Consider the following 13,357-nt stretch of genomic DNA (forward strand, 5'->3'; position numbering starts at 1 on the left):
ACGCCACGTATAAAAGCCAGTAACGGAAAAAATCGGATTAGTTTTGGTCAGTTGAAGATACTCATTACAGGGATCCAATCCATCCAAGCAAGTTCTGAATTGGACCGGTTGTATGTGAAAGAAAATCTTTTTGATACAAGGCCTGACTACGGATGGTCCTCCAAAAAGAAAGAAGAACCGGAAGAGGAATATTTGATTTTGGATATGGGTTCAGTGAACCGCATTGAAGAAATGCGAATGCTCACAAAAAATGATCCAATCACAAATTTCCCGGAACGTTTTGTTACTTATTATAGCGAAGACGATATTACTTGGCACCAACTACATGAAGAGAATTCTTTTATCCGAGCCAGGTACTTGGTATAAATGGAGATTCTCTGCTGTAAATTTAAGGTATTTGAAATTGGTTTTCTTTCAGGAGAAACAACCAAACAAAAAAGACTACATTACAGAAGTCATAGAACTTGAGTTATACTCGAGTCCAGATAAAAAAGATTATGGTGGCCCAACAAGAGAACCCCTCCCCTATGCCTCAGTTCTTAGGTCAGGGATCATTCGCCTTGCTGTGGATGGAGAAGTCAAAGAAGGAGTTGTCGTTCAGGCAAATGACAGGCGCCTTCGAGATGCGACTACGGAATACCGTGGGATTGTGGAACTCGCATCTGACGGGGAAGAAAAACCTGGGGTTGCTGTACAAGGAAATGATAAACGCCTAAAAATCGCCACCGAACTAGGTCATGGTCTTGTTCGATTGTCAAGAAGTGGAGAAGCAAGACCTGGACTTGTAGTTCAATCAGATGATGAGCGTTTGCGAAGTGCCTCCACCGACCATCCAGGAATCGTTGAGCTTGCGTTAGACGGAGAAACTCGTCCTGGTGTGGTTGTTCAAGCCAATGATTCTCGTCTTCGTGTTGCCACAAAAAAATCCATTGGTCTTATACAACTGGCGGATGCAGGAGAAGTTGCCGTTGATAAAGTGGTTACTGGAGATGACCCAAGACTCAGGGATGCTACCAATACTGCAAAAGGGATTGTACAATTGGCATCAAACGGTGGAGAAGAACCAAACACTGTTGTCCAAGGCAATGATAAACGTTTGAAACATGCCAGTACAGAATTACATGGGATTGTTCAATTAGCGCACTCAGGTGAAACGAAACCCGGTACTGTTGTGCAAGGAAACGATAAACGATTGGCGAAGGCTGGGTTTCAGGATGCCGGTATTGTTTTACTCGCAAACCACGGTGAAGCTGTTCCTGGTAAGGTGGTTCTTGCGGATGATCCTAGATTGTCTGACAAAAGAGATCCAAAGCCACATACCCATCCTTATGCAGAAAAAGAACATGATTTTAATTCACATACAGGACTTTTGAAAATCACAGGAGAGGCGGAAGCTTCTTCTAAAGGATTTGTACCTCCGCAAGCAAACGATGCAGTGATCTACGGAAAAAATACGAAAGTGGGGACAGGTGTTGTGGGTGTATCCTCCGGCACGGGTGTTTCTGGGTTTGGGGATTCTGTTGGTGTGTATGGAGTTTCCAAAGGAAAGTTTTCCAAACAGTCGGCAGGAATTTTAGGTGCCGGTACGACGGCGCCGGGTGGTCGGTTTTTATCTCAGTCTGATTTTGCGCTCGTAGTGGATGGGAAAGGAATTCCTGAGATGGAGCTTTCTGGATCCGGCAAAGCAATTTATGCAAATGGAGAATCTCTGTTTGAAGGAAATCTTCGCATTACAAAAGAAGGTGGTGAGGAGTGTATTGCTCGTTACTTCCGCTTGGATGGAAAGGATGTTGTGACTGCGGGGGACCTACTTGTGGCAACGGAAGAACCAGGAGTTCTTGGAAGGTCCAAACACCCCTACTCCACAAATGTCATAGGAGTTTGTGTCACAAATGCTCATGTGGTTTTTGGAAAACAAGAAAAGGCTGTGGAGTATGTTCTTGTGGCACTTCTTGGAATTACTAAAATGCATGTGGACGCATCACAAGTACCGATTTATCCGGGAGATCTTTTGGTTTCTGGATTATCGTCTGGTCATGCTGTAAAAGCAGACCCCACAAAATTAAAACCGGGAATGCTTGTGGCAAAAGCAATTGAAGCCTGCAAACGAGACAAAGGAAATATCCTTTGTTTATTAACTTTCTCCTAAAAACAAAGGTAACGGGGTGGGTTTTTTGATAAAACCTGCCTCGATGGCCCGTTTCAAAAGATATTCCACTGCCTCGTGTCCTTCTTTCCCTAAATTTTTTGTAAATTCATTCACATACAAATTGATGTGAGATTTGATTACTGCATCTTCTTTGTTTTGCGAATTGGTCCGAATATAATCCATCATTTCTTTTGGTTCCGCATAGGCGGCACTCAGACTTTGTCTCAGATTGGTTTGGAATTTTAGTGCCTCATCTTTAGGTATATCGCGGCGGATGGCAATGGCACCTAAAGGAATGGGATAACCCGTAGATTCCTCCCACCATTCTCCAAGATCCACTACCTTTTCCATTCCCCGTCCTTTATAGGTAAATCGTTCTTCGTGGATGATCACCCCAAGGCTATCTTCTTCACTCATCACTTTCGGAATGATTTCATCATAACGGAGTGCGCTTGGGTTATGTTTTCCATTAGTATATAAGGACAAAAGAAGGTTTGCTGTTGTTAACATCCCTGGGATATAGAGTTTTTTGTAATTCGTAAGATCCGTTTTGGAATTTTTCTTTCTAATAAGTAAGGGACCACAACCTCTCCCGAGCGCGGAACCGGTTTCGAGTAAAATGTATTTGTCGATGATCTGGAAATAGGCAGCAAACGAAAGTTTTGTGACAGGAAATTTTCCTTGGAAGGCAAATTCGTTTAAGTTCTCTACATCGTATAATTCTTCTTTGACCGGGTAACTTGCGTTACGGATTAGGTGATAGAATAGAAAGGTATCATTGGGGCATGGGGAGTAAGCAAGAGATATCATAGATTTAAGAAAAACTCCTTTGTGGGTGTGATCCAGAGGATCCGAATGATTAAAAATACAAACAGGGTAATGGAGATGCCAAGAAATAGGCGCAAAAAAGGCCTTTTTAGTGCCCCTTCCAATAATAAGGAAAAAGGTAAAATGAGTGTGAACATTCGACTTAAGTTATCAAAAGACCTCCAATAACCCTGTTCTGCAATCAGGATTACAAAGAGACTTCCGAAGATCGGGAAAAGTAGATCAATATTTCTGGAAAAGGATTCTTTGAGCGATTGGATGCTGACAACAGACAGAGCAATTAAAGAGATAAAAAAAAGAATTTTTGGGAATTCTTTCAGTTTGAATTGGAAAGATCCACCTTCTTGGAAACTTTTAAAAAATCCAAATAGAGGAAGGTCTGTCATATCACGAAATCCAAGGGGATTTGTTCCCAGGTGGTTTGGAGGATGGATTAAGCCATATCCCACCAAACAAAGAAAAGCGATTCCAGGGAGGGAGTAAAGAACCATTTTTCTCCATCTTTTTCCGAAGAGTGCTTTGAAAACAATGGGCACAAGAAATAAAACTCCTAACTCACGAGTGATTACCATAAGTAGGAAAAAGAAAACAGCGAGAAGGTCTTTTTTGTTTTTAAAGAAATAGAAGGCGATGATTCCAAAGCTGACAAAAAGAGAGTCGGCAACGAGAAGTAGGTTTGCATTTAGTGAGAAAGGAGAAAATAAATAAAAGACAACAAACCATTTTTTTCTTTCTGGAAGTAGAGAATACAAACAAAAAACCGATACGGAAAATGTCAAAAATAGAAAAAGGAGAGTGACCAGGGGATAATGAGAGAACCCAACTACCTTTGAGACTGCGCCAACAAATAGAGAAAGCCCCATTCTATGAAAACGAAAGTGGTAAGAATCAACTATAAGGTCCCAATCACCACCAACAAACAGATCTTTTGCGAGAAAATAGAAAAATTGTCCATCGTAACCACCTGATGTATAGATTACAAAATTTGAATCGACAAGGTTTGGATTGATTTCGTAGAACCCTTCCCAAATCCCGATGAGTGCCGAAAGGGAGTGTTCATAGGGAGCTGTTTTGCAGTAGATAAGTCCCCCTACCCCTAAAAGGAAAAAAAACAATAAAAACCAAAGTTGGTGCCGCTTCACACTTCCATTTTGCAAAATTTAACAGATTCGAAAAGGAATTTCTCTGGAATTTTACGAAGATTCTGACAGTTTGTATCCAAAGTTGGGGCAAATGAAAGAAGTTCTCGTTACAATCCAAAGTGTGTATCAATATTTAGAAAAACTTGGCCCCAAAAAATCCTTTCAGATTTTGAAGAATCTTGGTTATGAAAAATTACTTTCGTTAACCGGAAAGGTTCCTAAAGAAAGACTTATTGTTCTCACTCAGAAGTTAAGTGAAGATACTGTAGTTGAACTAGTAAAACAAATCCCGGAAAAAATCCTCGTGGAGATGATTCGGGAGAATGATGACGATGATTTGGTTTATTTTATCCACTCTCTTCCAATGGCAGATTTAGCCCTTGTTTCACGGAGCATACCTCCGCATGATGTGGGTTTACTTGCAAAAACTTTGGGTAAAGAAACTAGTGTGGAAATTCTTAAAACTTTAGGAATTGAAAAATCCATTGCTCTTCTCAAAGAGATTCCAATGAAAGACTTCCTTTGGTTGGTGGATGAAATTCATGTGGGACCAGTCATCCAACTTGTGAGTGAACTTTCTGTTGCAGATTGTAAAAAGTGGATCAAACAACGGGGCCTTGCGGAACTTCCGATACTCGTAAAATTTTTTGGAGTCACAAATGCTCTTGTAATTTTTAAAAAAATGGGTATGAACCAAGCTTTAGAAATGATGCAACTGTTAGGAACTCGAGAGATGTTGGAATTATCGCTTCTTTTGTCGGGAATGCATTTAGAAGAAAAGAATATGCCGGGTTTGGCTGTGCTTAAGCCAAACGAATTAGGTTCAAAAAATAAAACAAAACCGGTAGCGAAGAAAAAACAAATTCCGAAGAAGAAAAAAACATCTAAACGCTAATATTAACTTTGGGGAAGTAAAGGGTAAATCTGCTTCCTTCTCCCATGGAGCTTTCTACAAAGATTTCTCCGGACATTTTGTCCACTAGGGATTTAACAATCGAGAGTCCAAGTCCAGTGCCTCCAATTTTTTTATTATCAGAAGATGGGATTCGAAAGAAACGATCGAAGATTTGGTTTTTGTAATTTGGGTCAATACCTATTCCTGTGTCTTCCACGGTGATTTCAATTTTACCGTTAGTTTCGCGGATAGAGATTCCTATTTTACCTTTGAATGTATACTTCAAAGCATTCACATAAAGATTGGTGATGATTTGTGAAAATTCAAATTTGATTCCTCGTAAGAAAAAACCTTTTTTGAGTGAGAGGTCCCATTCGATTGGTTTTCCTTTTGCAAGGTGAGAGTTCATGTGAATGACGTCTTCAATTACAGAGACTGGGTCAAAAATCTCTACCACTTCCGCTTCTTTATCCTTTTCTCTGGATGTAGTTAGCTTCAATAAGTTTTCAATTAAAAAGCTAAGTCGTTTGGCATTTTTGTCGATGACTTCCAACATATTTTTATGTTCGGTGTTAAACGGCAAAGAAGTGTCGGATTTAAAAAATTCCAAATACCCTCTAATGTTTGTCATTGGGCTTCTGAGTTCGTGACTTACGTTAGAAATGAATTCGTGTTGCAAACGTTCTTGTTCTTTTCTTTCCGAGTTGGGCCGGAATTGTACTTGGTAACGTTTTTTTGGTGAAAGTAAAATGGATGTAAAACTTATATCGACTTCTAGTTTGGTTCCATCTTTTGCGAGGATTTCCACATCGGGAAGAGATAACATTGTATCTGAAGAGAGGTCGGAACCAAAGCGGAGTTGGTTGGATACTTGGTTTCCTAAAATGATATCTTCAATATTCATTTTTGTAATGTCGCCACGCGTATAACCGGTTAGTAAACGAAACTGGTTATTTGCTTCTAATATGCTGCCGGTATCTGCATCCACTAGGGCAATGGCTTCTCTGGAAAACTCAAACAAATACCTATATTTTTCTTCTGAGTATTGTAAATCTACAGCAGACCTATCTAGTTTAATTTCTAAAATAGAGATCAAATTTTCGAGTTCGGTGATCTCCTCTCTTTGTAGTTCTAACTTTGCATTAAAAGAGTCTAACATCGAGTTTACGAGAACTTTGACTCGATTGTCTAGTTGTAATGTTTCATCTGAGTTGAGTCTTGAGTTGTAATTGCCTTGGAGGATGTCCAAAACTACAGAATTCACGTCAACGATGAGGTGCCTAACGGCATTGAGTTTTCTGTAGTTAATTTGGGAAGGAGCATGGAGTTTTGTTTCGGTTGGCTCTTGAAAACTACTAAGTTTACGCACATCAAATAATTTCTTTGGTTCCAGTGCCGTTAGGATTTCATCAAAATCGAAAGCAGTTTTAACAGCATCTGGTTGTATGACCCTTCTTATGAGTCGGAAATACACGTCTTTTAAGAGAGGGTAAAGTGTGGTAACATCTCCCTTGTAAGAGAAGATTCCCTTTTGGATAAGAGGGTGCGCATTGAGAAGGTTTTTTGTCTCACCTACTCGGAGGTGTGGGTAAAAATGAGAGAGTTGTAAATCTTCCCAAAGATTTCCGTTATTGAGCTGGTTTGTGTTTTGTAAGAGATCGATGGCTTTTTTGACAGCAAGAAGTACGCCTGAGACTTCCCTCCCTGTTTTTAACACAGCATCACCACTAAATGCGAGTAAGGTGGACGGGAAAAGGGATTTTGTTTCTAATATCGGCAGCTCTAACGTATTGGCAAAATCTTGGAAATTTCGAAGGAAAGGGCTAGAGAACGGATCGGATACAAGGCCAAGACAAGACGGTTTTAGAAATTCTTTTTCCTCTAAAAAACCTGGTGTGTCGATGTATCGGACTTTGACTGGATTTTTTGGAGCATATTCTTCTAGAAATTTCTCCGCGTAGAGTCTTTCTATTGAATATTGGTGCGGAACGGGTAAGATGTATGCTTTGTTTCTTGTGAGATCTTCTGGTTTGAATTGGAACCGGGAGTAAAATGAAAGTGGTGAGTGGTAAAGATAGATTCCTTTATAGATACGTTTGAGTTTGGATTTTTTTAAGTAACTATCTTGTAAGTAGGCAATGGTCGGAACTTCTCCCGCTTCTACTCGACCAGCGTCTAGTAATGGCATAATTGCCTTATGATGTGTGTTGACGTGGAGAGTTACTTTGACGCCAAATTCTTCAAAGTATCCCTTTTTGTAGGCAACTACTACCGGTAAAGAACTAAGGCGACTTGTTATACAAATCTGGATCACATGGCAACAATTCCAAGATTAGGAATCATTGCCAAATCTTTCTATGTGGTTTTGTCTCTAAGCAGAAAAAATCTCTTGGAGGAATTCCGTTGTTCTTTTGGTATATTCTGAAACTTCTTTTTCATCCATAACCTTTGCCGAGAGTAAGGAAAGGTCATAAATGATCCTCGCCAATTTTTTTCCTTTTTCTGGATTCACGCCTTCAAACGCTTGTAAGGCGGATTTTACTAATGGGGATTTCGAGTTAACCATAAGTGTATGTGATTTCAGGATGTTTTTCATGTCTTCACGGTTTAACATTGAATTCATTTCCGACATTCGTCTCATAAACTCTGGCAAAAGGATGACACCAGGTACATCTAAAGATTTTAAGGCCTCTACTTTGACTTCCACACCTTCGGAAGGTAACGAAGATTGGAACAAGGATTGAATTCTGTCGGATTCTGTTTTGTTGTCTTCATTTACCAATTCTTTGGGAGTTTCCTTGTCTACGATCTGGTCTGCAATTTCCGAATCCACTCTTTGGAACTTCCAATCTGGATTTTTCATTTCTAAGTGTTGAATGAGGTGGAAATCGATTTTGGAATCAACGAGGAGTGCTTCTAGCCCTTGAGACTTTAGAAGCTCCATATAAACAGAACCCATTTCCGTTTCATTTGCGTAAAAAATTTTGTTTTGGTTCTTCTCTTTATTTTTTTCCCAATATTCGGAAGTAGTGGAATACCCACCTTCAGAATTTTTGAAAACCAGATGGTCCTTCATTGCATCGTAAAACTTTTCGTCAGTGAGGACTCCATACTTTACAAACAAAGATATATCATTCCAGTTTTCTTCGTAATTACTTCTATTCTTTTTGAAATCATCAATCAGGCGATCAGCTACTTTTTTGATGATATGGTTTGAAATCTTTTTTACTAATGGATCGTTTTGTAAATAAGACCTAGAAACATTCAAAGGAAGGTCGGGGATGTCGATGGTTCCTTTGAGAATGGTAAGGAATTGAGGGATGAGTTCACTTGCATTGTCACTTACAAATACATGGTTACAAAACAGTTTGATCCCATTTTTGGAAGCTTCTAGTTCATGTGTGAGCTTTGGGAAATACAGAATTCCTTGTAATCGGAATGGATAATCCACATTCAAATGAATATGAAAAAGTGACTCACCAGAAAATGGGAATAGATAGGAATAAAAATCTTTGTAGTCCTCTTGAGAAATCTTTGCCGGTTCTTCTGACCACAGCGGTTTTTCTCTGTTTGCTTTTTCACCTTGTATATATATTCCTACTGGTAAAAAGTCGCAGTATTTTTTGATTAACTCTTTTAGTTTCCATTTGTCTAAGTATTCGCCGGATTCACTATCTAAGTAGAGAGAAATTTTGGTTCCTCTGGTTTCTTTTGTTATTTGGGAAATGGTAAAGTCAGTTCCTGATTCACTAGACCACAGAACGGCTGCTTGGTCTTTTTTGTAAGACTTTGTTTCTATCGTGACTTTTTTAGAAACCATAAATGAAGAATAGAATCCAAGTCCAAAATGACCAATGATTTCGGCTTTGTTTTCTGCATTTTGGTATTGTTTTGCAAAATCAGTAGCACCAGAAAATGCAATCTGGTTAATGTATTTTTTGACTTCTTCAGTGGTCATTCCCACGCCGTTATCCTCAATGGAGAGGATTCTGTTCTCTACATCGAAGTTTAAGTCAATTTTGTATTCGTTTCCACCTTCGAATTCTTCCGATAAGGAAATTTTTTTTAATTTTGTGATGGCATCGCTTGCATTGGATACTAATTCTCTTAGGAAAATATCTTTTTCTGAATATAGCCATTTTTTAATAATGGGAAAGATGTTTTCGGTTTCGACACTGATTTTTCCTGTTTCTTCAGCTGACATATGTTATTCCTTGATTTTTAATTGTTTATTTAATAGTAAAACTTTGGTTCTTTCCGAGCTGGATAAATTCCTGAAAGATTCTTTTATAGTTTGATTATCAAAATCTCCTAGAAGGGTTACAAGAAATTGTGTATCTTCCTTCGAGATTTCTTTTTTTTCTAAAAAGTCGGCCAGGAATACATTTCTTTTTTTTCCAAAGTTCTGAACCATTCCTAGAAATTCCTTGGACTGCTTGTTAAACGTATAACGTTTATATCCTAGAAAGGAAAAACCAGCTAAAACGGCAAGAAAAACTAAAAGAAAAATGGATGGAGGGTTTGGTAAGTTTGGTTTTGTCGGTAGAGTTTGCGTCTCTCGTTTCTTTTCAGGAAGAACTGAGATTTCTGGAAATTGAATGGATAATGTTTTATATTGATTTTCTTTCAAAGAGAAATAACTGAACTGAAATGGTGTAAGTTGTAGTTTATTTAACGATTCGATTTGATAACCGTAAAGGAACTGGACCACCGAATAGAATCCGTATTCTCCCGAGTCTAGTTTTCGAAAGGTTTTGGATCTGTTCTGTGAAATGAGTTGGATTTTTTGGTCTGATTGCGGGAGAGGAGAAATCCCTTCGTATCCACCCTCCCCTTCAACTGTGACTTCAAAATATGCGGTTTCCTTTTGGTGGACGTTTTTAGGAAAGTTAGTTAGGTTTAATTTGAAATTTCCAATAGCTCCCGTGAATTCTTTTGGTTTATTTGGGGGAAGGTCAAGGACGGTTACTGTTGCAGGAGTTGTGTTTACGGTCTCTTGTAGGGAGTTGAATCGTAAACTATCTCCGGAAATGAATTTAGTTTTCCCAATTTGAAACCTTCCTGATTTAATAGCCGTTAAAGCATAGATTTCTTTATCATATACTAAGGTTTTTTTTAAACGATTGTTTCTTAGAACTTCTGGTTCAATTTGTACGGATACTTGCCTTAAGGTTTCTGATAGAAAATAGGGGAAGGAAATGGACTGGTTTGGATCTCTTTCTAAGAAGGGTTGTCTGTATCCATCATAGTAGAGCACGTAGTATCCTACTATTGGTTCCCCTTTATAAAAAACAGATTTATTCGTATGAAATGATACTTCAGGAGATTCGTTGGAGGGAGTTTCATCGATTTCTATAGGGAAGGGATTGAAAAATTGGTTTTGGGAGTGTTTACTCCTTTTGCTGACTTTAAACTGAATGGGCGGAGCTGTATAGGTTTTGTTGTCATATTCAACAGTAATTTCGGGAAGTCTGAATGTCCCTTCTGATTCTGTATCTACATAAAAGTTTAATATTTGAGACTTTAAAACTTTGAAATTGATAATTTGTGTTTCCGTACCACTGCCAACAAATCGGACGCGAACTCCATTTTGTTTTAAATTGGTTTGCCGGGCTCGAAAAGTTTTATCGCCATGGGCCTTAACTTCTAGTTTTGCGTGTTCTCCAAGTGAGAACTCATTGGGGAAAAATTGAAATTCCACATCAGAGGCAATGATCGTAGTAAAAGGAATAAAACAGAAAAGGAGATAGAAACTAAGTTTACCAGAATTTTTCATTATCAAAAGAACCTCCTTTTTTATTTTTTAATATACTGTCTTGTGAAAAAGGGTCTAGAATTTTCTCCGCATCAGACTTCTCTTCCTTTTTGTTTTCTTTTTTGTTTTTCTGTGTGGGTCCTTGCTTCGGTTCATTCTCGTTTGATTTTGGATTTTGCTCTTGGTCTAATTTTTTAGTTAGGTGCTCTATGTTTTTTTTCGCCGCAAGATAGTCGGGATCTATTTCTAATGTTTTTGTATAGGATTTTAAGGCATTCTTTTTATCACCTAATTTTGAGTAGATGTTTCCGAGATTAAAATTGGCTTTTGCTTTTAAGTCGTTGTCTGCTTTGGGATGGGTAAGTATTTTTTCGGAGAGTTCTTTGGCCTCCTTGTACTGTCCCAACTGGTAAGCAGATGCCGATTCATTGTAAATAAGTTTTGGATTGTCTTTAATATAATCTTTTGCTTTTGCAAATTCCTTTTGGCTTTCATTGAAGTTTTTATTATTATACGATTTAACTCCACGTTCAATAGAATTTCCTCCTGGATCGAGTTCCCAGGCTTCCAATTTTCCCCAGCTCAAAGAAAGTAATAGTAGAAGGGCCGTATAAATGCCTGCTGGTATTTTTTGTAAGAACAGATTTAGGATGCGTTCCAAAACTAAGAAGAAAAAAGCAGTAATTAAAAATGGATGGGCTCCATCTTCATTTTTGAAGTGTTCAATAGTTTGGATTTTCTTTTTTTTGACAGTTTGAATTGTATCTAAAAGAGCATAGGCGCCATCAGCTTTGAAAGAAATATTGTAGTAGGTTCCGTTGTTTTGGTCTGCTATGGATTTTAATCTTTCTGAATTCATTATTGAAGTAACTAAATTAGGTGCTGTAGGAGAATCTGAAATTCCGGCGTCCATAGTCACATAACCTCCCCTTCCTGTTCCGGGATCGCGGTATTCGATAAAACCACCCTCTGGTGTTCCAATTCCCCATACGATCACCTCGCCGTCGATAGGTGGTAAGTTCTGGTTTTCGTGATCTTCACCATCGGAGACTATAATGGTGATTTGGGAGGATATATTATTGTTTTTCTTTCTGATTTTGTTAACTCTTTCGAGTGCTAGAGAAAGATCTGTTCCTTTAGCACCAACCATTTCTACACCTAGTGCTTGTATGTAATCGGAGACGGCAGTAATGTCAGAAGTTAGGGGGCAAAAGGAAAAGGACTGACCTGCAAAGACAACGATACCCACACGATTACCTTTTAAGTTCGGAAGGATCCTTAGCGCTAAGTCTTGGAATCTTTTGAGCCGGCTCGGTTTAACGTCAATAGCATTCATTGATAAACTCACATCGACAACAAATAAGATGTCTGCGGATTCAAATTCTTTGGTAGATTCCATCTCTGTAGATTTAATTTTAAATAGCGAATAAAATGCAAAAATGAGAGAAAGTAGGAAACAAAGAATCCTTACGAGATAAATCTTGGTGTTGCCTGTATATATTCTGTTTTTTAGGTTCGGATGTTCCTCCTTGTATTTGTTAGCCTTTATATTTATATATAATTTCCATGAGAAAATAATGACCCAAATTGCAATCGAGAATATAGAAACAGTTGTGATAAAGTTTATACTCATCATAGTTTTTCCGTAAGTGGGTAGATTGTAAGTGCAGCTACAACTCCGAGCAGTGCGAAAAAAGCAAATACTGCAGAGGGGAAATATGTTTCGAGAATTTCTATTGGTTTGGATGGAAGTTCGACAGTCTCCAATCCATTAATCTCATTTAGAACTTCTTGTAATACTTCTGGAGATTCTGCACGAAAAAACCTTCCACTTGTACTTTGCGAAATGGTTTCCAATGATTCGTAATTGACTTCGTATTGGCCTTGTTCTTTCCCAATCCCTATACAATAGACTTTGATTCCAAAGGCTTTGGCAGCGTACGAAGCAGTTTCTGGATCTAATTTCCCTGTGTTGGATACACCGTCAGTGAGAAGTATAATGACTTTTGATTTTGCTGTGGAATCTTTGAGTCGGTATGTGGATAAAACAAGCGCATCCCCAACGGCGGTTCCTTGTTCGCTGATATCTTCATCGGATGTATCTGTGATCAGTTCGTCTAACGCATATCTGTCGTTTGACAAAGGAGATTGGAGATATGCAGCTCCCGCAAATAATACAATGCCAATTCGATCATACAGACGTTTTTGAATGAACTCTCTGAGTAGCTCTTTCGATACGGTAAGTCTATTTTTAGGTAAAAAATCATAAGAATTGACCATCGAACCTGATATATCTAAGGCAATCATGATATCTATTCCATTTGTAATGTCAGGTGTTAGTTTGTATTTTTTTCCTGGCCCCGCTGCGGCAAGTATGAGAAATATACCCGCTACATAAATGAGTGCTTCGGATAATTTTAAGAAGAGGATCCGAAGTTTTATATAAAAATTTGTCTCTGGTGGCTGAAATCTGTCAGACTGAATGAGTAAGATAACGCCGAGAGGTTTTTTTCTCCATTGGTAGATCCCAAGTAACAAAAAAGGAAAAATCAACAATAAAAGATAAGGTCTTTGGAACTGGTCCATAT

Annotated in this window: 8 protein-coding genes and 1 pseudogene; 2 read left to right on the plus strand and 7 right to left on the minus strand. The window is 38.5% G+C overall.

What is annotated here, in order from left to right:
* Positions 1-2,149: pseudogene (locus LEP1GSC199_RS19895) on the plus strand (discoidin domain-containing protein); the annotation flags it as partial.
* On the opposite strand, the gene LEP1GSC199_RS19900 reads toward LEP1GSC199_RS19895, so the two are convergent.
* Positions 2,135-2,959, minus strand: coding sequence for a 1,4-dihydroxy-6-naphthoate synthase (locus tag LEP1GSC199_RS19900; RefSeq protein ID WP_002991640.1), 825 nt, complete (start codon positions 2,957-2,959; stop codon positions 2,135-2,137). The pseudogene LEP1GSC199_RS19895 and the gene LEP1GSC199_RS19900 overlap by 15 nt on opposite strands.
* The gene (locus LEP1GSC199_RS19905) at positions 2,956-4,134 is read right to left on the minus strand and encodes an AZOBR_p60025 family cell surface glycopolymer formation protein (RefSeq protein WP_002991552.1); all 1,179 of its coding nucleotides are present in this window, start codon (positions 4,132-4,134) and stop codon (positions 2,956-2,958) included. The genes LEP1GSC199_RS19900 and LEP1GSC199_RS19905 overlap by 4 nt, the downstream gene beginning before the upstream one ends.
* 76 nt (positions 4,135-4,210) lie before the next feature.
* On the opposite strand from LEP1GSC199_RS19905, the gene LEP1GSC199_RS19910 reads away from it, so the two are divergent.
* A complete protein-coding gene (locus LEP1GSC199_RS19910) occupies positions 4,211-5,014 on the plus strand; it encodes a magnesium transporter (protein WP_232420863.1) in 804 nt (267 codons plus the stop codon).
* Here LEP1GSC199_RS19910 and LEP1GSC199_RS19915 read toward each other — a convergent pair.
* The 5 genes from LEP1GSC199_RS19915 to batA are packed head-to-tail and all read right to left on the minus strand — an operon-like array spanning position 5,004 to position 13,355.
* A complete protein-coding gene (locus LEP1GSC199_RS19915) occupies positions 5,004-7,328 on the minus strand; it encodes a sensor histidine kinase (RefSeq protein WP_039927580.1) in 2,325 nt (774 codons plus the stop codon). The genes LEP1GSC199_RS19910 and LEP1GSC199_RS19915 overlap by 11 nt on opposite strands.
* A gap of 57 nt (positions 7,329-7,385) precedes the next feature.
* The gene (gene htpG, locus LEP1GSC199_RS19920) at positions 7,386-9,218 is read right to left on the minus strand and encodes a molecular chaperone HtpG (protein ID WP_002991623.1); all 1,833 of its coding nucleotides are present in this window, start codon (positions 9,216-9,218) and stop codon (positions 7,386-7,388) included.
* 3 nt (positions 9,219-9,221) lie between these two features.
* A complete protein-coding gene (locus LEP1GSC199_RS19925) occupies positions 9,222-10,790 on the minus strand; it encodes a BatD family protein (protein WP_002991526.1) in 1,569 nt (522 codons plus the stop codon).
* Entirely contained in the window at positions 10,774-12,405 is a 1,632-nt protein-coding gene (gene batB, locus LEP1GSC199_RS19930; RefSeq protein WP_002991542.1) for a VWA domain-containing protein BatB, read from the minus strand. The genes LEP1GSC199_RS19925 and batB overlap by 17 nt, the downstream gene beginning before the upstream one ends.
* Positions 12,402-13,355, minus strand: a complete 954-nt coding sequence (gene batA / locus LEP1GSC199_RS19935) for a VWA domain-containing protein BatA (RefSeq protein WP_002991646.1) — start codon at positions 13,353-13,355, stop codon at positions 12,402-12,404. Before batA ends, batB begins: the two co-directional genes overlap by 4 nt.
* Positions 13,356-13,357: the final 2 nt, after the last annotated feature.

The sequence above is a fragment of the Leptospira vanthielii serovar Holland str. Waz Holland = ATCC 700522 genome, from assembly GCF_000332455.1.
Classification (GTDB): Bacteria; Spirochaetota; Leptospiria; order Leptospirales; family Leptospiraceae; genus Leptospira_A; species Leptospira_A vanthielii.